At 67.9% G+C, this 21,740-nt stretch carries 14 protein-coding genes; 9 read left to right on the forward strand and 5 right to left on the reverse strand.

The window, feature by feature from the left end; genetic code table 11:
• Positions 1-7 precede the first annotated feature (7 nt).
• Positions 8-1,555 (reverse strand): DHA2 family efflux MFS transporter permease subunit, encoded by a 1,548-nt coding sequence (locus tag BPODLACK_RS13450; RefSeq protein ID WP_159405460.1) that lies wholly within the window; start codon positions 1,553-1,555, stop codon positions 8-10.
• A 2-nt stretch (positions 1,556-1,557) separates the two neighbouring features.
• A complete protein-coding gene (locus tag BPODLACK_RS13455; RefSeq protein WP_159405461.1) occupies positions 1,558-2,223 on the reverse strand; it encodes a PadR family transcriptional regulator in 666 nt (221 codons plus the stop codon).
• A 121-nt stretch (positions 2,224-2,344) separates the two neighbouring features.
• On the opposite strand from BPODLACK_RS13455, the gene BPODLACK_RS13460 reads away from it, so the two are divergent.
• From BPODLACK_RS13460 to BPODLACK_RS13475, 4 genes are all read left to right on the forward strand, one after another.
• On the forward strand, positions 2,345-3,421 hold the full coding sequence (locus BPODLACK_RS13460; RefSeq protein WP_024497321.1) for a glutathione S-transferase family protein: 1,077 nt from the start codon (positions 2,345-2,347) through the stop codon (positions 3,419-3,421).
• Complete coding sequence (locus BPODLACK_RS13465; RefSeq protein ID WP_024497320.1) at positions 3,418-4,143, forward strand: hypothetical protein; 726 nt, start codon at positions 3,418-3,420, stop codon at positions 4,141-4,143. Before BPODLACK_RS13460 ends, BPODLACK_RS13465 begins: the two co-directional genes overlap by 4 nt.
• Positions 4,140-8,096: an ABC transporter ATP-binding protein gene (locus BPODLACK_RS13470; RefSeq protein WP_024497319.1), complete on the forward strand. Its 3,957-nt coding sequence runs from the start codon at positions 4,140-4,142 to the stop codon at positions 8,094-8,096. Before BPODLACK_RS13465 ends, BPODLACK_RS13470 begins: the two co-directional genes overlap by 4 nt.
• Positions 8,097-8,288: 192 nt before the next feature.
• Positions 8,289-12,053 (forward strand): multifunctional oxoglutarate decarboxylase/oxoglutarate dehydrogenase thiamine pyrophosphate-binding subunit/dihydrolipoyllysine-residue succinyltransferase subunit, encoded by a 3,765-nt coding sequence (locus BPODLACK_RS13475; protein ID WP_051349544.1) that lies wholly within the window; start codon positions 8,289-8,291, stop codon positions 12,051-12,053.
• Positions 12,054-12,127: 74 nt separating this feature from the next.
• Here the strand turns inward: BPODLACK_RS13475 and BPODLACK_RS13480 are convergent, their stop codons facing one another.
• Positions 12,128-14,860: a glycosyltransferase gene (locus BPODLACK_RS13480; RefSeq protein WP_159405462.1), complete on the reverse strand. Its 2,733-nt coding sequence runs from the start codon at positions 14,858-14,860 to the stop codon at positions 12,128-12,130.
• A 307-nt stretch (positions 14,861-15,167) separates the two neighbouring features.
• Here BPODLACK_RS13480 and BPODLACK_RS13485 point away from each other — a divergent pair, with 307 nt between their 5' ends.
• Positions 15,168-15,653 carry a DUF4383 domain-containing protein gene (locus tag BPODLACK_RS13485; protein ID WP_024497317.1) on the forward strand — a complete coding sequence of 162 codons (486 nt, stop codon included), beginning with the start codon at positions 15,168-15,170 and terminating at the stop codon, positions 15,651-15,653.
• 7 nt (positions 15,654-15,660) lie between these two features.
• Here BPODLACK_RS13485 and BPODLACK_RS13490 read toward each other — a convergent pair whose 3' ends face one another.
• Entirely contained in the window at positions 15,661-16,317 is a 657-nt protein-coding gene (locus BPODLACK_RS13490) for a TetR/AcrR family transcriptional regulator (protein WP_024497316.1), read from the reverse strand.
• Positions 16,318-16,392: 75 nt separating this feature from the next.
• Between BPODLACK_RS13490 and BPODLACK_RS13495 the strand changes: the two genes are divergently transcribed.
• Together BPODLACK_RS13495 and BPODLACK_RS13500 are read left to right on the forward strand one after the other, a co-directional pair.
• A complete protein-coding gene (locus BPODLACK_RS13495; protein WP_024497315.1) occupies positions 16,393-17,949 on the forward strand; it encodes a flavin-containing monooxygenase in 1,557 nt (518 codons plus the stop codon).
• 46 nt (positions 17,950-17,995) lie between these two features.
• Entirely contained in the window at positions 17,996-18,826 is an 831-nt protein-coding gene (locus BPODLACK_RS13500) for an SDR family NAD(P)-dependent oxidoreductase (RefSeq protein WP_024497314.1), read from the forward strand.
• A 4-nt stretch (positions 18,827-18,830) separates the two neighbouring features.
• Here the strand turns inward: BPODLACK_RS13500 and BPODLACK_RS13505 are convergent, their stop codons facing one another.
• The gene (locus tag BPODLACK_RS13505; protein ID WP_024497313.1) at positions 18,831-19,805 is read right to left on the reverse strand and encodes a glycine betaine ABC transporter substrate-binding protein; all 975 of its coding nucleotides are present in this window, start codon (positions 19,803-19,805) and stop codon (positions 18,831-18,833) included.
• Positions 19,806-19,912: 107 nt separating this feature from the next.
• Between BPODLACK_RS13505 and BPODLACK_RS13510 the strand changes: the two genes are divergently transcribed.
• Entirely contained in the window at positions 19,913-21,001 is a 1,089-nt protein-coding gene (locus tag BPODLACK_RS13510) for a magnesium and cobalt transport protein CorA (protein WP_024497312.1), read from the forward strand.
• A 39-nt stretch (positions 21,002-21,040) separates the two neighbouring features.
• Entirely contained in the window at positions 21,041-21,685 is a 645-nt protein-coding gene (locus tag BPODLACK_RS13515) for an endonuclease (protein ID WP_024497311.1), read from the forward strand.
• Positions 21,686-21,740: the final 55 nt, after the last annotated feature.

Below are 21,740 nucleotides of genomic sequence, written 5' to 3' on the forward strand. Positions count from 1 at the left end.
CGCGCGCTCAGGCCCCGGTCACGGGGACGGTGTGAGTCGCGCTACCCGTCGCGGCATCCGCCGGGCCGGCGGGCGCGCGCGACGGCAACTGGTGCGCCGGCCGGACGAAGAAGAACGTCGCCACGACACCGACCAGCAACGCGGCCGCCGGCAGGTAGAGCGACTGGCCCATCGCGGTGGCGAAGCCCTCACGGAGAAACTCCGGCAACTGGTTCGCGCCGGTGCTGTCCTGCGCCGCGGCGGCGTCGATCCCGGGCAACTCGGCCGCGAGGCGGGACTGCAGAAGGGCCCCGATCATCGCCGAACCCAGCACCGAGCCGATCACGCGCAGCGTGTTGTAGACACCCGCACCCGCACCCGCCTGATGCCACGGCAGGTTGCGCGTGGCGGTGGCCGCCAGCGGTGCCCAGATCCCGGCGGACGCGATACCCATCAGACAGAGCGGCAGGATGATCATCCAGACCGGCGTCTCCGGGCGCGCGACCACGCCCAGCCAGCCGATCGCGATGGCGTTGAGCAGCAACGCGATGGAGACGATGGCGCGTGGGTGCACGCGGTCGACGATGCGCCCGACGATCGGCGCGAGGACACCGGTCAGGATCGCCATCGGGACCAGCACGACCGCCGATCGGGTGGGTGTCATACCGCCCACGAGCTGCAGGAAGAAGGTCAGCGGGATCATCATGGCCGACACCGCGAAACCCATCGAGGAGATACCGACGGTGGCCAGCGAGAAATTGCGGTCGCGGAACAGCGAGAGCGGGAGCAGCGGCTCGGTGCGGATGCGCGACTGCCACCAGACGAAGACCGCCAAGAACACCAGACCGCCGACGATCAGCGCCCAGATCCACGCCGCCCAGTCGAAGCTCTCGCCCTCCTGGATGCCGAACACGAGCGCGGACAGACCGATCGCCGACAGGACCACGCCGATCCAGTCGAACTGGTGGTCCTTTGTCTCGACCTTCGGAACGAGGGTCGCGGCGAGCACCAGTCCTGCGATGCCGACCGGCAGGTTGATGAAGAAGATCCATTCCCAGCCGAGAGCGTCGGTCAGAATGCCGCCGAGCAGCGGGCCCACCAGAGTGGCCACACCGGCGACCGTGCCCCAGACACCCATGGCCGCACCGCGTTTCTCCGGCGGGAAGATACGCGTGATCAGCGACATCGTCTGCGGGGTGATGAGCGCGGCGCCGATGCCCTGCAGGCCGCGTGCGGCGATGAGCTCACCGATCGACGACGACAGGCCGCACCACACGCTCGCGAGGGTGAAGACGATCAGGCCGAGCTGATACATCGTCTTCGGGCCGTACTTGTCCCCGAGACGGCCGGTGATGAGCAGCGGCACCGCATACGTCAGGAGATAGGCACTGGTGACCCAGACGACGCCGTTGACATCGGTGTCGAGATCGGCCTGGATACGCGGCTGGGCGACCGCCACGATCGTCATGTCGACGAGGATCATGAAGAAGCCCACGCACAGCGCCATCAGCGCAGCCCAGGGCCTCGTCGTCACCTCGGAGCCGGCGACCCCGGCGGCGGGGGTGGAACGGGTCATCTCTACTCGACCTTCTGTGTCAGGCGTTCGGTGTCGGGGGAGGTGTTCGGAGCCGGGGAGGTATTCGGCCCGGCGGGAACGCGATACGGCGAATCCGGGTCGTCGAGCCATGCGATGCGGTACGTGCGGAGGCGGTCGACGAGGTCGTCGAGCCATGCGATCTGGGCGGTGAGTGTCGCGATCCGGCAACCCTCGTCCAGGAAGAACATCTCCGGTTTGCCGCGGGACCGGATCTCCGCAACGGCGACCTCGACGTCGGCGAGGTCGGCCCGCATGGTCGCGATCCTCCGGTCGAGGAGTTCGACGACCCGGTTCCGGGGCAGCCCGTGCGCCTCGGACAGCGCGAGGTACAGCTCGGGGTATTCCTCGGGTCTCGTCTCGAGGATGCGTTCGAGATTGTCGGTGAGCGCTCCCCGACCCTGCTCGGTGATCGCGTACACGGTCCGTTCGGGACGGTTGCCCTCGCGACGGACCTCGTGGACCTCGATCAGTCCGTTCTCGAAGAGCCGGTCCACCGCGTGGTACAGCGTGCCGGCCCGGAACTTCGCCAGGCGGTCCTCGCGGCGCGCGACAGTCGTCTGCACCATCTCGTAGGGGTGCATCGGACGTTCGTGGAGGAGGCCGAGCACCAGGATCGCCACCGGTCCGAGCGGGGTGGAACACGCCATGCGCGAACCTCCTGGTCCGACGACCCCGAGGTCGTGTGATCGGCGTCGAATATTCCAGTCGGAATATACGCACATGTCCGGACCCTGCCAACTGTCACCGGCCATCACTACTGTGGTGAGCATGACTCGTGCGCCCGAGGATTCCACCGCCAGCGACCACACCGCGACAAGCGATTCCGGCGAACAGGGCAGTTATGTGATGTCCGGCCAGGAATTCGTGCGGGACACCAAGTACATCGAAACCCGCATCACCGCAGACGGTCGCGACGGTTACCCCGTCGAGGCGGGTCGTTATCGTCTCGTCGCCGCGCGCGCCTGCCCCTGGGCCAACCGGACGCTGATCGTCCGTCGGCTCCTCGGGCTCGAAGACGCCATCTCTCTCGGACTCTGCGGGCCCACCCACGACAAGAACTCGTGGACCTTCGATCTCGACCCGGGCGGCCTCGACCCCGTCCTGCAGATCCCACGACTCAAGGACGCCTACGAGAAGCGGTTCCCCCGCTATCCCAAGGGAATCACCGTGCCCGCGATCGTCGACGTCCCCACCGGCGAGGTCGTGACCAACGATTTCCCCCAGATCACCATCGACTTCTCGCTCGAGTGGACGGCGTTCCACCGCGACGGCGCACCCGAGCTCTACCCCGAGCACCTGCGCGACGAGATCGACGAGGTGAGTCGAGGCGTCTACACCGAGGTCAACAACGGCGTCTACCGATGCGGGTTCGCCGGCAGTCAGGAGTCCTACGACGCCGCCTACGACCGCCTGTTCACCAAGCTCGACGAGCTCTCCGCGCGGCTGTCGACGCAGCGATACCTGGTCGGCGACACCATCACCGAGGCCGACGTCCGCCTGTTCACCACCCTGGCCCGCTTCGACCCCGTCTACCACGGCCATTTCAAGTGCAATCGCAGCAAGCTCAGCGAGATGCCGGTGCTGTGGGCGTACGCGCGTGACCTGTTCCAGACCCCGGGCTTCGGCGACACCACCGATTTCACCCAGATCAAGCAGCACTACTACATCGTGCACACCGACGTGAACCCCACCCAGATCGTGCCGAAAGGCCCCGACCTGCGGGGATGGCTCACCCCCCACCATCGTGAGGAACTCGGCGGACGCCCCTTCGGCGACGGCACACCACCCGGCCCCCCACGACCCGCCGAGGTCGTCCCCGAAGAGAATTGGGTACCGAAGTCATGACCGACACCGCTCGCAACCAGCCCGGCAAAGCCGTCGAGGTCACCGGCGGAATCCTCGACCGCGCGCAGAGGCTCCAAGGCCCCGCGGTGAAGAAGTACGTCGCCTCATTGCGCCGCAAATACCCCGACGACTCCCCCGCGCAGATCATCGAGCGGCTCGAGAAGCGCTACCTGAACGCCGTCACCGGCTCGGGTGGGGCCGTCGGTGCGGCCGCGGCCGTGCCCGGTGTGGGAACCATGACAGCCTTCGGCGCGATGACCGGCGACACCGCCTTCTTCCTCGAGGCCTCGGCGTTGCTCGCCCTGTCCGTCGCCGAGGTTCACGGCATCGGCGTCCACGAGACCGAACGACGCAAGGCACTGGTCCTGGCGGTCGCACTCGGCGAGGAGGGCGTGCTCGCGCTCGGCCGGGTCGTCGGTACGCGAGGCGGCCCCCTTCGCCGACTCGGCGGTGCGGCCCTACCGTCGGGCGCCATCACCAGATTGAACAAGACCCTGGTCAACAAACTCGTGCGCAAGTACGCGATCCGGCGCGCACCGTTGATCTTCGGCAAGCTGATGCCGGCCGGCATCGGTGCGGTGATCGGTGGCGCGGGAAGCCGCGCACTCGGTCGCAAGATCGTGCACAACGCGCGTGAGGCGTTCGGTCCCGCGCCTGTCTTCTGGGTACTCGACGCCGAGGTGGTGGGCGAGACGAGCCCGTTGCCGCCCGGCTCGCGGTGATCCCGGGACCCTTCGCGCCTCCCGCCACCGGGAGCACCCCGACCACCTCACCGGGCTGGATCCGGAAGCTGGTCGGAGAGACGTGGCGTTACCGTCGCATCGTCGTCGTGACCCTGACCGTCACGATGATCGCGGTGGCCGTCGACGTCGTGATGCCCCTGCTGGCCAAAGGGGCGGTGGACCGGGCCACCGGCGTGATCGACGACGATCTCGCCCTGTCCACCATCATCACCGGGCTGGTCGTCCTGGCTCTCGTGCGCTACGTCTGCCATTTCGGGCGGCGCGTGTTCGCGGGCCGACTCGCGATCAACGTGCAGAACAACCTGCGCCGACGCCTGCTGGACACCCTGCTCCATCTCGACGGCCGCAGTCAGCACCAGATCCGGACGGGGCAGATCGTCTCCCGCTCCATCTCCGACATCCAGGTGGTCCAGGGACTGCTCGCGATGGCTCCGCTGTCGATGGGCGCCGCGGTCCAGATGGTCGTGGCCCTCGGGATCATGGCCTATCTCTCGCCGATGCTCACCGCCGTCGCGCTGGTGATCGCGCCACTCATCGCCCTCGAGGTCTTCCGTACCCGCCGGAAGCTGTTCGCCGCGACGTGGTCCGCCCAGCAATCCGCGGCCGACGTCGCCCAGCACGTGGAAGAGACGGTCACCGGCGTACGCGTCGTCAAGGGCTTCGGCCAGGAGGACCGCGCCGTCGACGGACTGGTGACGCGCTGCCGCACGCTGTTCGCCCGGCGTCTGCGCGCGGCGCGGATCAACGCCCGGTTCGGCCCGACCCTGGGCGCCATCCCCCAGCTGGGAATGGTCGGGGTGATCGTCGTCGGCGGCTACCTGACGATGACGGACGCGATCACCGCCGGCACGTTCCTCGCCTTCACCACCTACGTCACCGCGATGACGGGCATCGCCCGCCTCCTCACCAACCTCATCGTCAACGCCCAGCTGGCCCGCGCCGCGGTCGAACGCGTCTACGACGTCATCGATCACCCGCGCGACCCCGGCGAAACCGCCACCGGCACGCTGCCCGACGGGCAGCTCGGCGTCGAACTGGACCATGTCTCCTTCGCCCATCACACCCATGAGGCGGATGACCCGCCTGCCGTGCTCACCGGCATCGACCTGCGGATCGAACCGGGTGAATGCGTGGCGATCGTCGGCCCGCCCGGCTCCGGGAAGTCCACCGTCGCCGATCTGGTCAGCCGCTTCGAGCGGCCCGACGCGGGCACCATCTCCCTCATCGGCTCCGACGGGCCGCACCCGGTGGACTCGCTGACGCCCGGCGCGCTGCACGGCGCCGTGGCCGTCGTCTTCGACGAGCCCTTCCTGTTCTCCGACACGATCACCGCGAACATCGCGATGGGGCCCGCCGCCGCCGTCGATCCCGACTCCCTCGCCGACCGGGTCGCGGCAGCCGCCGCGGCGGCCGATGCGGCGGAGTTCATCGAGGCACTGCCCGACGGCTATGAGACCGTCGTCGGCGAGCGCGGCCTGACCCTCTCGGGCGGACAGCGCCAGCGGGTCGCCCTGGCGCGCGCCCTCTTCGCCGATCCGCGCGTCCTGGTGCTCGACGACGCGACGTCGGCGGTCGACGCGACCACCGAGGCCCGGATCCTCGGCCGCCTGCGCGATGAGAACCGCACCATGCTGGTCCTGGCCCATCGGCGGTCGACGCTCGTGCTCGCCGATCGGGTGGCCGTGCTCGACGACGGCCGGATCACCGCGATCGGCACACTGGCCGAACTCGAGGCCGGGTCGGCGAGGTTCCGCGAGCTGATGACCGACGCCGTGGGAGACCTCGATGGCCCGTCGACACCCGCGCCGCCGAACGTCTCCGCAGACGACATCGAGAACCTCTGGCCCACAACTGATCTCCCGGCCGGGCAGCCACCTGCCCGGCCCGGCACAGCGGTCGGCGCCGGACCACGGGCCGGGCGTCGCGGCGGCGGCGGTGTCGCCGGCGCCCTGGGTTCGATGCCCGCGACGCCCGAACTCCAGGCGAGGGTCGACGCACTGCCGCCGGCCGTCGAGGACCCCGAGGTGGACGTCGCCGACGTCCGGCGCGAGAACCCGCACTTCACGCTCCGCGGACTGCTGAGACCGGTCCGATGGCTACTCGCCTTCGCGTTGGCGGCCATCGCCGTCGACACCCTCATCGGCCTGGTGTTCCCCAGCATCGCCCGCGCCGTCATCGACGCCGCCGGAGACCACGACCAGCGCACCCTGTGGTGGGCGGCGGTCGGCGGTGTGGTGCTCGTCGGGGTCGGGTGGGTCGCCGCGTCGTTGTTGACGCTGACCTCCACACGCGCCGGCGAACGTGTGCTGTTCGGGCTGCGCATCCGCAGCTACGCCCACATCCAGCGGCTCGGGCTGGACTATTACGAACGCGAACTGTCGGGTCGCATCATGACGCGGATGACGACCGACATCGACGCGTTGTCGACCTTCCTGCAGACCGGGCTCACCTCGGCGATCGTCGCGCTCCTGACCCTGGTCGGGGTCACGATCGCGTTGCTGGTCACCGGCCCGTTGCTCGCACTGCTGGTCCTTCCGGTCTTCCCGCTCCTCGTCGCCGCCACGATCGTCTTCCGTCGGGTCGCGAGCGCCGCCTACACGCGGTCCCGCGAACTGATCAGCACCGTGAACGCCGACTTCCAGGAGAACATCGCCGGGATCAAGACCACTCAGAGCTACCTCCGCACCGCGGGTGCACAGGAACGATTCGCGCAGCGGTCCGCGGCGTGGGTCGAGGCGCGGATGGTGTCGCAGCGAGCGATCGCGTCGTACTTCCCGCTCATCATGCTGATGTCGGACATCGCCACCGCGATCGCGCTCGGCGTCGGCGCCGGCCAGGTGGCGGCCGGGTCGCTGTCCGCGGGCACCCTGGTCGCATTCGTCCTCTATCTCACGATGCTGTTCGGTCCCGTCCAGCAACTGTCGCAGGTCTTCGACGGTTACCAGCAGGCGGCGGTCGGCCTGCGCCGGATCGGCGACCTGCTGCGGACCCCGAGTTCGCTGCGGGTCAACCCGGACGCCGCGGCACCGCCGGCGACCGGCTTCGACGGCGAGGTCGAGTTCGACCGGGTCGGCTTCCGCTATCAGGGTGCGGAGTCCGACGCGCTGCACGACGTCGACCTGCACATCCCGGCCGGAACCTCGCTCGCACTCGTCGGCCGGACCGGCGCGGGCAAGTCGACGATCGTCAAACTGCTCGCCCGCTTCTACGACCCGACGACCGGACGCGTCCTCGTGGACGGCACCGACATCGGCGATCTCGTCCTCTCCGGATATCGTCGCCGCCTGGGTCTGGTCCCGCAGGAACCGCACCTGTTCACCGGGACCGTCGCGGACAACATCGCCTACGGGCGGCCGGATGCCGACCGGGCGACGATCGTCGAGGCCGCTGCCGCGGTGGGTGCTCTTCCGATGATCGCGGCTCTGCCCGGGCGCATGAATCACCCCATCGGCGAACGCGGTCAGGGTCTCAGCTCCGGCCAGCGTCAGCTGATCGCGCTGGCCCGGGCCGAACTCGTCGACCCCGATCTGCTCCTGCTCGACGAGGCCACCGCCACGCTCGACCAGGCGACCGAGGCGCAGGTCCTGGTGGCCGGCCGCGAGATGACGCGGCGCCGGACCTCGGTCATCGTCGCCCACCGGCTGGCCACCGCTGCCCGTGCCGACCTCATCGCGGTGGTCGACGGCGGCCGGATCGTCGAACTCGGAACACATGACGAACTACTGGCGTTGGACACTCTGTATCGCGGCTTCTGGGAAGCCGGTGTGGACCCCGACGAGGCCGCGGTGACGGAGCCCGACGCGACGGTGCACGCCGTGAGGAAGAATGCGGTGGGTGCCGACCTCACGGGCTCGGGACAGGACGCGCAACGAGGCGCATCGCACACCGACAACCGAACCATCCGCGCCGGATCACCCGAGATGACGATCTGACTCCGTAGTAGCAGGTCGGTGGGTGTGACGCAGCCGACGACGCGTAGCATCGGCACTTGGTTCACCGATAGTCTCCACAAGGGACGACAGCGTGGCAGAGAACCCGGCACCTTAAGGGAATTGAGGCGAGATACCGCTGTGAGCAGCAGTTCGATTTCTGACTTCGGACAGAACACCTGGCTGGTCGAGGAAATGTACCAGCAGTTCAAAGAGGACCCGAGCTCGGTGGACCCGAGTTGGCACGAGCTCTTGAAGAGTTACAAGCCCGGAGACAACGGTGGCCCAGTGTCCACCGAACCGGCCTCCACCCCGTCCGCCAACGGCAGCGCCTCCGGCTCCGGCCGTGGCAGCGCCCCGGCGACACCCGCCGGCGAGACCGCACCGCGTAAGCAGGTCACCCTCGACCAGACACCGACGCGGACCGCCGCAGCTCGCAAGCCCTCCCCTGCCAAGGAGTCGACCGCGACGAAGGCCGCATCCGGCCACAGCCTCGCGAGCCGCGACGGCTCCGCCCGTTCCCAGCCGAAGCCTGCTGCCACGGCCGGCGCCGCCAAGTCCGCCCCGTCGGACGCCAAGGACAACGCAGACGCCAACAAGGTCCTGCGCGGTCCCGCCGCCGCCATCGCGAAGAACATGGCCCTGTCGTTGGAGATCCCGACGGCCACCAGTGTTCGCGCGGTTCCCGCCAAGGCGATGATCGACAACCGCATCGTCGTCAACAACCACCTCGCCCGTACCCGCGGCGGCAAGATCAGCTTCACCCACATCCTGGGTTACGCGATCGTCCAGGCCATCAAGGCCTTCCCGAACATGAACCGGCACTACGCGGAGATCGACGGCAAACCCAACGTCGTCACCCCCGCGCACACCAACCTCGGTCTGGCCATCGATCTGGTCGGCAAGGATGGCAACCGCACACTCGTCGTCGCCGCGATCAAAGAGTGCGAGACGATGGGGTTCGCCGAGTTCTACACCGCATACCAGGACATCGTCCGACGCGCGCGTGACGGCAAGCTCGGCGCCGACGACTTCTCCGGCGTCACCATCTCGCTGACCAACCCCGGCACCATCGGCACCGTGCACTCCGTGCCCCGCCTGATGAAGGGGCAGGGCGCGATCATCGGCGCCGGTGCGATGGAGTACCCGGCCGAGTTCCAGGGTGCCAGCGACGAGCAGATCGCCGAACTCGGCGTCGGCAAGTTGATGACGCTGACCTCGACCTACGATCACCGCATCATCCAGGGCGCGGAGTCGGGCGACTTCCTGCGCACCATCCACCAGCTGCTGATCGACGACGCGTTCTACGACGAGATCTTCACCGCGTTCCATGTGCCCTACGAGCCGGTCCGCTGGCGTCGGGACATCCCGGCCGGTCTGGTCGACAAGAGCACCCGCGTGCTCGAACTCATCGCGGCCTATCGCAGCCGCGGTCACCTGATGGCCGACATCGATCCGCTGATGATGGACAGTGATGCGCGCAGCAGCCATCCGGATCTGGACATCGCGACCTACGGCCTGACCCTCTGGGATCTCGACCGCTCCTTCAAGGTCGGCGGTTTCCACGGCCAGGAGAAGATGAAGCTGCGCGATGTGCTGTCGATCCTGCGCGACGCGTATTGCCGGCACGTCGGTGTGGAGTACACCCACATCCTGGAACCGGAACAGCAGAAGTGGCTGCAGGAACGTGTGGAGGTCAAGCACGTCAAGCCCCCGGTCGGCGAGCAGAAGTACATCCTGAGCAAGCTGAACGCGGCCGAGGCCTTCGAGACCTTCCTGCAGACCAAGTACGTCGGTCAGAAGCGCTTCTCGCTCGAGGGTGCCGAGTCGGTCATCCCGATGATGGACGCGGTCATCGACCAGAGCGCCGAGCACAGCCTCACCGAGGTCGTCATCGGCATGCCGCACCGCGGCCGCCTGAACGTGCTCGCCAACATCGTCGGCAAGCCGTACTCGAAGATCTTCAGCGAGTTCGAGGGCAACCTGAACCCGTCGCAGGCCCACGGTTCGGGCGACGTGAAGTACCACCTCGGAGCCGAGGGCAAGTACTACCAGATGTTCGGCGACAACGAGATCAACGTGTCGCTGACCGCCAACCCCAGCCATCTCGAGGCCGTCGACCCGGTCCTCGAAGGTCTGGTGCGCGCCAAGCAGGATCTCCTCGACGAGGACGATCGCTTCCCGATCCTGCCGCTCATGCTGCACGGCGACGCGGCGTTCGCCGGACAGGGTGTGGTCGCCGAGACGCTGAACATGGCGATGCTGCCCGGTTACCGGACCGGCGGCACCGTACACATCGTGGTCAACAACCAGGTCGGTTTCACCACCGCACCGGAGCACTCGCGTTCCACCGAGTACTGCACCGATGTCGCGAAGATGATCGGTGCGCCGATCTTCCACGTGAACGGCGACGACCCCGAGGCATCCGTGTGGGTCGCCAAGCTCGCCGTCGACTACCGCCAGGCGTTCAACAAGGACGTCGTCATCGACCTGGTGTGCTTCCGCCGCCGCGGCCACAACGAGGGCGACGACCCCTCGATGACGCAGCCGGCGATGTACGAGGTCATCGACACCAAGCGCGGCGTCCGCAAGAGCTACACCGAGGCCCTGATCGGTCGTGGTGACATCTCGACCAAGGAGGCCGAGGACGCTCTGCGCGACTACCAGGGACAGCTCGAGAGAGTCTTCAACGAGGTCAAGGAACTCGAGAAGTACCACGCCGAGCCGTCGCCGTCGATCCAGTCCGACCAGACCCTGCCGACCAAGCTGGTGACCGCCGTCGACAAGGAGGTCCTGCAGACGATCGGCGACGCCTTCGTCAACGTCCCGGAGGGATTCAATCCGCATCCGCGCGTCAAGCCGGTTCTGGAGCGTCGCGCCGAGGCCGCCCGTAACGGCAACATCGACTGGGCGTTCGCCGAACTCCTCGCCTTCGGTTCGCTGGTGATGGAGGGTCGCACCGTCCGTCTGTCCGGTCAGGATTCGCGCCGCGGCACGTTCACGCAGCGTCACTCGGTGCTCATCGACCGTCAGAACGGTTCGGAGTACACCCCGCTGAACCACCTGCAGCCTGCCGACGAAGAGAACAACGGCGGCCGATTCATGGTCTACGACTCGCCGCTGTCGGAGTTCGGGGTCGTCGGCTTCGAGTACGGCTACTCCGTGGGCAACCCGGACGCACTCGTGCTGTGGGAGGCGCAGTTCGGCGACTTCGTCAACGGCGCCCAGTCGATCATCGACGAGTTCATCTCCTCCGGTGAGGCCAAGTGGGGTCAGCTCTCCGATGTCGTGCTGCTCCTGCCGCACGGTCACGAGGGTCAGGGTCCGGACCACACCTCCGGCCGCATCGAGCGTTTCCTGCAGCTGTGCGCCGAGGGCTCGATGACGGTGGCACTGCCGTCGACCCCGGCGAGCTACTTCCATCTGCTCCGCCGTCACGTGCTCGACGGCATCAGCCGTCCGCTCATCGTCTTCACCCCGAAGTCGATGCTGCGCAACAAGGCCGCCGTCAGCCCGGTGTCGGACTTCACCGACGACAAGTTCCGGTCGGTCATCGACGATCCGAAGTTCGCCAAGGGCGACGCCGACCGCAACAAGGTCAAGCGCGTCCTGCTGGTGAGCGGCAAGCTCTACTACGAACTCGCCGCCCGCCGCGACAAGGAGGATCGCGACGACATCGCGATCGTCCGTATCGAGCAACTCTACCCGGTGCCGCACCGCCGCCTGCGCAACACACTGGAGCAGTACGGCAACGCCAGCGAGTTCCGCTGGGTCCAGGAGGAGCCGGCCAACCAGGGTCCGTGGCCGTTCCTCGGCCTGTGGCTGCCCGAGGTGCTCCCGGACGTCCTCGGTGGCCTGCGCCGCGTCTCGCGTCGCCCGATGTCGGCCCCGTCCTCGGGTTCGAGCAAGGTGCACGCGGTCGAGCAGCAGGAGATCCTCGACGAGGCGTTCGGCGAGTAGGTCCACGCCGCCCGATTACCAACAGCAGGAGGCCCCTGCCGGAATCATCCGGCAGGGGCCTCCTGCGTGCAGACTCACCAGATATGGTGCGGGATGTCCCAGGAATCGAGTTCGCGGTCGAGCAGGTCGCGCAGCGTCCCGTCGTCCGGGAAGTGGGACTCGTCGCAGCCGAGGACGGAGAAGGTGACCTGCTCCGGGCTCCGGAGCAGCCACGACTGGACACCGTCGCCGAACCTCAGTTCCGTGGTCGGGTCGACTCCCTGCGCCATCCCGCGGAGTGCGATGCGACGCACAGGCCGGCCACCGATCTCCATCGCCTCGGCCGGGACATCGCCGAGGTTGGAGACCATCGCGTCGGGTGTCCGGCCGGCTGCGCCGGCACCGGCCACCTTCAACAGCAGAGAGGTCGGCAGGAACCAGATCAGCGGGTTCAGGTGGATGTGCGGGGCGCGCCTGCCTTCGGACAGTCGCACAAAAGCTGCCTTGCAGGCGGCGCGAATGCCGCCGAGATCTCCGCCCGCGACCGGTTCGTCGGCCAGATACACCGAGACCCCGGCAATCGCGTTGCGTCGCTCATCGTCGCCCTCACGCTGGTCGACCGGCACCCCCACCTTGATCGGCACTCCGCGGGGCGCGAAACCGCTGGACCTCAGCAGCCCGCTGACCGCGGCGATGAACATCGTGTTCGACGTCCCGCCGTGTTCGGCCGCGACCCGCTCCCACACGTCCGTCGGGACGGTCGCGGTCGCATAAGTGAAACGGGCGTTGGGTGATCGCTCGAACAACGGCGGCCGGTCCGGCCGCGGATCCGGTTCGACGTCGACGCTCCTTCGCTGTTCGACGACCGCTCGTACGAGACCGCGCGCGACTTCACCGACTTGCACGCACGCGTCCGCCACATCGGCGAGTCGCCGGCGGCTGCGCGAGGCCGTGTCGGCATCCGGGACGTTGAGGGGGCGCGGTGTGACACCGCCCGTCGCCGAATCGAGCGGAGCACCAGAAGCCGCCGCCGCCTCGGCTGCCGCGGCGAGCATTCCCCGACCGTCGGTGGCCACGTGGAGCGCGCACAGGGACAGCACCGTGCCGCCCGACTCGGTGCGCGCCGCACGAAGCCGCCAGCATCGACCGTTCTCGACGTCGAGTGGAACCGTGGCCATCTCTTCGGCAGCCCAGGTGTCGATGTCGGACTCCGCGATCGGAAAGTCGTCGATGGCCGGCGGCGGCGCGTCCGGTGCCCGTTCCCATCGCGGCCGGGCTCCGTACACATCGGTCGTCTTCAGAATCCGGTGCAGTGGCCCCCGGACGAGGGCGGTGTTCATGGCGGTCAGCGCCTCCGGTGAGATCTCGTCGTCGAGGACCCAGACGATCTGCAGCACCACTGACCATCCCAGTGCCGGCGTCATGATCCAGTAGAGCGCATCGTCGGTCGCGAGACGTTCGAGTCGCGTGACCGACGATCCCGCACTCGCGCCACCGGCACCGCGCTCAGCCGCGTCACCGACCTGGCGTTCGATCTCGTCGACCGCGTACGTCACGGTGTCGCCGGCGCTGGTGAGTTTCTCGCTGACCCGTCGCGCCCGCTCGGCCACCCCCGGGTCGAGCAGCGAGGTGATCGCCTCCTCGATCCGGTCGGGGTCGAGGACGCCGTCGCTCGTCATCGGCATGGAGGCCCCGATGCCTAGCCGTTCGAGCTCTTCTCCCCAGAACGGTTGGTCGACCATGTACCAGCAGATCAACGACGGCGTGGCCGACCGGAGCGCGACCGCGGTCGTGCCTGCGCCGCCGTGGTGGACGACGACCGCGCACCGTGGGAACACGGTGGCGTGATCGACGTGGCTTTCGATGCGCACGTCGTCGGACTCGGCGGCCGCGCGTATCTCGGCGCTCAGGTCGGTCCAGCCCGCGCAGATCAGCAGCCGGCGCCCGAGGCGACGAGCGACCGTGAGAAAGGCCTCGAGGGTGGCCTTCTGCCCTCGCATCGGCATGCTGCCGAAGCCGACGTACAGCGGGTCATCACCTGCGTCCAGCCACGTCATCAGGTCGTCGCCGGGCTCCGGTTCGTCGGGCTGGGGGTCGAGGTATGGGCGGAGACCAGCCGGCAATTCGATGAATCCGACTGCCGGACGCCGGCGGAGCCGGCTGTCGCCGTCCCACGTCGGGTCGTCGCGGATCGCGAACATCGGATCGTAGGCCTGTAGTTCGACCCCGGGTATGTCCTTCATCCGTTTGGCGAACTGCCGCGACACCTTGGGCAGACCCAGCTGGGCGCGCAGTCGGTTCTCCCGGCGTCGGCCGAGCAGCGAGGTGACCGCATCGAACAACACCCAGTTGGCGAGGACCGCGGCGCTGTTGCGGGCCGGCAGGCGCCCGATGAACGGAGCCACCCGACGGTTTCGTCGGACGGGCGCGTGGTGGATCGACACCAGCGGGACACCGGCTGCTTCGGCGTAGGCGAGCGCCTGGACCTCGGTGTTGTACCCGGTGACGATCACATCGGCACCGTCGACCACCGTCGACATGTCATCGACGAGCCGATCCCAGCCGAAGACGTGCGCGGCACCGAGGTCGCGCATACGACGGATGGGTTTCCCTTCCGTCTCCCGGCGGATGCGCCGCACTTTCTCCATATGGGCGCGAGAATCGACCCCGAGGGGCCGGACGTCGAGCGATTGCCGCATGACGTCGTTGATCGTGTTCGGCGGCAACCCGATGCGGACGTCGTGTCCTCGTTCGACGAGCGCATGTGCCAGGACCAGTCCGGGTTGTGCGTCACCCCGGGTTCCGATGATGACTATGGCGACTCTCATCCTGGCACCCCGCGTCGAACCTCGGCGTTCTCCGGCATTGGCATGTAGCAAGACCTTTCGTCCCGACCGTGTCAGGTGGTGGACAACAACGTCACGGCAGCTCACCGTCGGGGACGGCCACCTCCCGACATCGGGGGTCGGCAGGCGACCGTTCACAGCGGTGAACAATCCCGGGACCGACCGTATCCGGGCGTGTGCACAACCGCAGGTTTGGAATCGATCGTGAGGGTTATTACCGGCTACACAGATCAGAACGTGGTCGAGACCGTGCCGCGGCATCCGCAGAAATCCTCGGAGGTCGATTCTCATGTCATCCACGAATGCCAATGCCCGGGTCACTCGTTCACCCATCCGGACCGCAGCGCTAGTCGTCGGCGCGGTCTTCCTGCTGGTCGGAATTCTCGGCTTCATCCCGGGTATCACCACGGACTACGACACGCTGACGTTCGCGGGTCATCATTCCGAGGCCGCTCTGCTCGGCATCTTCCAGGTGTCGATCCTGCACAACATCGTCCACCTGGTGTTCGGCGTGGCGGGGATCCTCCTGGCCCGCACGGCGGCCACCGCGTTCCTCTACCTGGTTGCCGGCGGTGCCATCTACCTCGTGCTCTGGGTCTACGGTCTGGTCATCGACCAGGACAGCGGCGCCAACTTCGTCCCGGTGAACACCGCAGACAACTGGCTCCACTTCGTTCTCGGGGTCGGGATGATCGCGGTCGGCCTCCTCCTACGCAACCGCGGCGTGCGACCCACGACGGCGGACGTCAACCCGGCCGGTGGCCCGGCCGTCTGACACATCGCTACCCGGTGCTCCCGGTGGCTTGTTCGCCCGCAGCGGCGAGCGCCGGCAGCGCCGCGGTGATCAGGCCGAGGAGCTGCTCACGGGTGACCGTGGGCGAGGTCAGCCAGCGGATCGTCGTCTCCTCGACGAAGGCGACCCAGCCGTGGACGCTCAGCACCACCGTCGGGGTGACCTCCACACCGAAAGCCGGCGCGTGATCGAGAACGCGGCCGACCATGACCTCCCGGGTGCGGTCGAAGACGTCGCGCATCGCGGGGTCCGAGCTCGACGCCCCGCGGATGAGAGCGGTGTATGCCGAACGGTTCTCGCTGACGAAGTCCACGAAGGCCGCCATGGATGCGGTCAGGATGGCGATCGGGTCGCCGAGGGATTCGTCCGGTTCGGTACAGGCCAGCATCCGGTCGGCCTGCGCCTGGGCGATCGCGACGTGATAGTCCTGCTTGGACGCGAAATAATGGAACAGCAGCGCCCGCGACACCCCGGCCGCGTCGGCGATGGCGTCGATGGTGATCTCGTCGAGGGGGCGGTCCCGGACCATCTCCAGACCGAACTCGAGGAGCTGATCGCGACGGGCCTCGGGACTCATCCGGGTGCGCTTGGACGCGGTCGGCTTGTCCCCGATCACCGGCGTGGCAGCCGTTCCTCTACTGGTCACCCGGTCAGACTACCCCTATTGAGGCTTGTTCAATAACTATTGACACGTGTTCAGTATCACCCCTATGGTGGCACCATGACAACGAACGATGTAGAGATCGCCATCATCGGGGCCGGCTTCTCGGGGCTGGGTGCCGCCATCCGGATGAGGCAGCACGGATTCGACGACTTCGTGCTCCTCGATCGAGGTCGCGACTTCGGCGGCACCTGGCGCGACAACACCTACCCCGGCGCCGCCTGCGACGTGCCGTCGCAGTTGTACTCCTACTCGTTCGCGAAGAACCCGACCTGGTCGCGGTCGTACTCGCACCAGCCGGAGATCCATGCGTACATCAACGATGTCGCGGCTCGTCACGACATCGCGGCCCGGTCACGCTTCGGCACCGAGGTCACCAACGCCGCGTGGAACGAGGACGAGGAACGCTGGATCATCGACACCGAGCGCGACGGCACCACCGAACAGGTCCGCGCCCGCGTCCTCATCGGTGGCGTCGGACCGCTCTGCGAGCCGAACCTCCCCGACATCGAGGGCATCGAGTCCTTCGAGGGCAAGATCGTCCACTCGGCCCGCTGGGACAACGACCACGACTTCACCGGACAGCGCGTCGCGGTCATCGGCACCGGCGCCTCGGCCATCCAGCTGGTCCCGGAGCTGGCCAAGGTGACCTCGCGCCTCGACGTCTACCAGCGCACCGCACCGTGGATCGTCCCCCGTACCGAACGCGCGTACACCAAGCTCGAGCACTGGGCGTACAAGAACGTCCCGGGCTACCAGTCGGCCGTCCGCGGCGGGATCTATGCCGCCAACGAGGTCATCGCCTTCGGCCTGACCTACTCCCCCACCGCGCTCAAGCCCGTCGAACTGCTCTGCCGCGCAAACATCGCGCGGGGCATCGGTCGCGACGCCGAGCTGCGCCGTAAGGCCACCCCCACCTTCCAGGTGGGCTGCAAGCGCATCCTGCGGTCCAACGACTGGTATCCCGCCCTCGCCCGCCCCAACGTCGACCTCGTCACCGACGGGATCGAGCGGATCACCCCCACCGGGGTCGTCGCCAAGGACGGGACGACCCGCGAGGTCGACGTCATCGTCGTCGCCACCGGATTCCACGTCACCGACTCCCCCGTCTTCGACAAGATCGTCGGCAAGGACCAGCGCAGCCTGGCCGACGTCTGGGCCGAGATCGGCATGCAGGGCTACAAGGGCTCGTTCGTCCACGGTTTCCCGAACATGATGCTGATGGTCGGGCCGTCGACGGGCCTCGGCCACACCTCGATGGTGTACATGATCGAATCGCAGCTGAATTACCTCGTCGACTACCTCAAAACCGTTCGGTCGCAAGGGATCACCCGCACCGAGGTGAAGCTGTCGGCACAGCAGGAGTTCAACGCGGGCATCCAGCACAAGCTCCGCAACAGCGTGTGGGTCAACGGCGGCTGCGCCTCCTGGTACAAGGACGCCAACGGCAACATCACCACGCTGTGGCCCGGGTTCACCTTCGCCTTCCGCAACACGACCCGCCGGTTCGACATCGCCGCATACGATGTCACCCGCGGCGCACGACGCCCGGCGACCTCCACCCCGGATCACGGCGACGAGTCGAAGACCGACCAGCCGGCGGCCGTCAACGCCTGAGCGTTCGACCCCCCGCCACTTCGACACCATCTCGAGGAGACAACTCATGAAGGACTTTCGCGACAAGGTCGTGGTCATCACCGGCGCCGGTTCGGGCATGGGCCGCGACATCGCGGTCAAACTCGCCCGGCAGGGTGCACGCCTCGCCATCTCCGACGTCACGCCCGACGGCCTGGCCGAAACCGAGCGTCTCGTGAAAGCGGCCGGAGCAGAAGTGCATTCGCAGCTGCTCAACGTCGCCGAGCGGGAAGCCGTGCTGACCTACGCCGACACCGTCAAGGACCGTTTCGGCGTGGTCAACGTGATCTTCAACAACGCCGGCATCGCACATCACGGCGAGATCGAACGCACCGAGTTCAAGGACATCGAGCGCGTCATGGACGTCGACTACTGGGGAGTCGTCAACGGCACCAAGGCGTTCCTGCCGCACCTGATCGCCTCCGGCGACGGCCACATCGTCAACACCTCGTCGCTGTTCGGCCTCCTCGCCGAACCCGGTCAGGCCGCGTACAACTCGGCGAAGTTCGCCGTCCGCGGCTTCACCGAGGCCCTGCGCCAGGAGATGATCATCGCCAAGCACCCGGTCCAGGTGAGCTGCGTGCACCCGGGCGGAATCAAGACCGCGATCGCCCGCAACGCCACCGTCTCCGGCGACCACGACCAGAAGGCGACCGCCGCCTTCTTCGACCGTTACCTCGCGCGCATGTCGAGTGCGGACGCCGCCGACGTGATCATCGAGGGCGTGCGAAAGAACAAGGCGCGCATCCTCGTCGGAGCCGATGCGAAGATCCTCGATCTCGCGGTGCGCATCGTCGCATCGAAGTACCAGTGGGTCTCGGCGAAGGTCACCGGCTGGGCGCTCTCGAAGGCGAACTGAGCAGCTACAGGCCGTGTTCGGCCAGCCACTCGAGCGCGACGTCCCGCGGATCGCTGCCGGTCTCGACCTCGCCCGCCATCGTGGCGAGGTCGGCGGTGGTGATCTCGCCGGCGACCTTGTTCATGGTCTTGACCTGATCGCGGTTGAGTGCGGCCGACCGGAACACGGGCACGAGCACCTCGGCGCGCGGTCCGGTCTGTTCGGCCGCGGGCTCGCGCTCGGTGCTCGCCTCGACCCCGGCCGGCGCGTTGTCGGGGGTGTCGCCGCCGCCTTCCGAGTTGCGTAGTGCCTGGACGTCGGACGATGCGCCCTCGGCGTCCTCCCCTGCGATGTCGAGTGGCGTGAGGAGACCGACCGCGTTGCCGTCGGCCGCGCGCCGCAGGACTTGATCGGTGGTGTCGACCGTTTCCACGGGTCCGAGTCGGCACCCGGCCGAGGTGAACGCGTTGAGCGTCGCCGGATCGGGGTCGGAGGTGGCGACGACCGGGAGTCCGGCTGGTAGCAGTGCGCAGTCGTCGAGGCCGGTGGCGCCCACGCTGCCGGCGAGGGTCGTCGACACGAAGATCTGCGGCGCGCCGGAGACCGGCGTCTCGTCACCCACCGAAACACCTTGCGGCAGTGATCGGTTCAGCTCCACGTAGACGTCCTCGGCGCCGACCGCGGTCGACGACGGGGAGAGCATCGTCAGCAGGTCCCCGGTGAAGGCCGGGAAGAGGTCCAGGTCGGCGCGATCCATCTCGTCGAGCAGCGTCGCGTCGTCACCGCGAAGCCGGTCGGCGGACACGATGGAACCCGCGTTGCGCAGTGCACCCGCGTACACCTCGGCCATCACCCGCATGGCCGCGTCGTCCGACGAGCCGATCACGATGCCCCGCGGTGGCGACGCGGCTTCGTCCCCGCACCCGGCGAGGACGACGGCCAGTGCCACGATCAGCCCGGTGGCCACCACGAGACGCTTGCGGACGAGACGTTTACGCACGGTGCCACCGTATCTGCTGTGCACCTCCCTGTTCAGACACCCTCGGCGGCACGGCCGAGATCCCACCGGCGGGAATGACGCAGTCCCCGCGCGTACCATCGGCAAACGTGGCGACGATCCCCAGGCCCGGTCCGCGCGGCCTCCCGCCGCGTGGGGAGGCACACCCCTCGCCGAGGAAGATCCCGGTGCCCGCGGCACGCGCGGTCGTCGACTGCGCGGTCTATGTCGACGGCCACCGCCGGCCGGGTCGCATCGGCTACCGCGACGCACTGGCTCAGGTTCGTGAATCGGGTGAGGGCTTCGTGTGGGTCGGGTTGCATTCCCCCGACGACTCCCAGATGGCCGATGTGGGCAAGACCTTCGGTCTGCACGAACTCGTCGTCGAGGACGCCGTGCACGCACACCAGCGGCCGAAACTCGAGGTCTACGACGACACGCAGTTCCTGGTGCTGCGGACCGTGCAGTACGTCGAACACGAGTCGATGGCGAAGGCCAGCGAGGTCGTGGAGACCGGCGAGATCATGGTCTTCGCCGGACCCGACTTCGTCCTCACCGTGCGGCACGGCGAGCACACCGAACTGTCGGGGATGCGGCGGAATCTCGAGAGCCGACCCGAACGGCTCGCACTCGGCCCGACCGCCGTGCTGCACGCCGTGGCCGACAAGGTCGTCGACAGCTACCTCGCGGTGACCGAACGCATGGACGTCGACATCGTGGCGATCGAGGAGTCGGTGTTCAGCCGGCAGAACCGCTGGCTCGACATCGACCCGGTCTATCTCCTGCGGCGCGAGGTCCTCGAACTCCGACGCGCCGTCACCCCGCTGTCCGAGCCATTGCGGATGTTGACTGCCGGCGGAAACCCGTTGGTGCCCAAGGAGGTCCGCCGGCATTTCCGCGATGTCGCCGACCATCTCACGACCGTCATCGACCGTGTCTTGGAATACGACGAACTGCTGAACTCCCTGCTGCAGGCCGGCGCGGCGAAGGTGGGCATCCAGCAATCGACCGACATGCGCAAGATCTCCGCATGGGTCGCGATCGCGGCGGTGCCGACCATGGTCGCCGGTATCTACGGCATGAACTTCGATCACATGCCCGAACTGCACCAGACGTGGGGTTATCCCGTCGTCCTCGGTGTGTTGGTGTCGGTGTGCGTCACGCTGTTCGTGGTCTTTCGGCGCAGCCACTGGCTGTGAGGTGATTGCTCGATCGCCACCTCGGGTAGTCACAAGACCATGAGCGATACCGACACCGACGACACCGTGAAGGCCCTGCTCGAGAGAGCCGGTCGCACCTACGCCGAGGATGCGGGGATCACGCTGAAGGACACCCCGTCGCCACTGTTCGAGCTGCTCGTCCTGTCCCTCCTGCTGAGCACGCGGATCTCCGCCGACATCGCGGTCGCCGCAGCTCGCGAACTGTTCTCGTCGGGGTACCGGACCCCGGAGAAGATGGCCCGGGCGTCGTGGCAGAGCCTCGTCGACGCGCTGGGCCGGGGACACTACAAGCGCTACGACGAGAGCACCGCCACCCGGCTCGGGGAGGCCGGCCGGAAGGTGCTCGACGACTATCACGGCGATCTCCGCGAACTCGCCGAGAAGGCCGACTCCGACCCGGACAAGGCCGCGAAACTGCTGCAGGAGTTCACCGGCATAGGTCCGGTCGGCGCCGAGATCTTCCTGCGGGAGGTGCAGTCCGTGTGGGGCTGGGTCGCACCGCGTTTCGACCGACGGGCCCTCGACGCCGCCAAGGACCTCGGTCTTCCCGACGAGCCCGGGCGGCTCGCCGACCTCGCCGGCGGCAGGCCCGAGGTCCTCGCCGCCGCCCTGGTGCGCGTTTCACTCGACGACGCCCTGCTCAGCGCGGTCAGATCCGGGTAGCGGCGGCCTATTCTGGGATGACGGTCACCGGTATGGCAGGTTTGGGCCAGGCCGC

This window comes from Gordonia sp. YY1, assembly GCF_009872315.1.
Lineage (GTDB): Bacteria > Actinomycetota > Actinomycetes > Mycobacteriales > Mycobacteriaceae > Gordonia > Gordonia amicalis.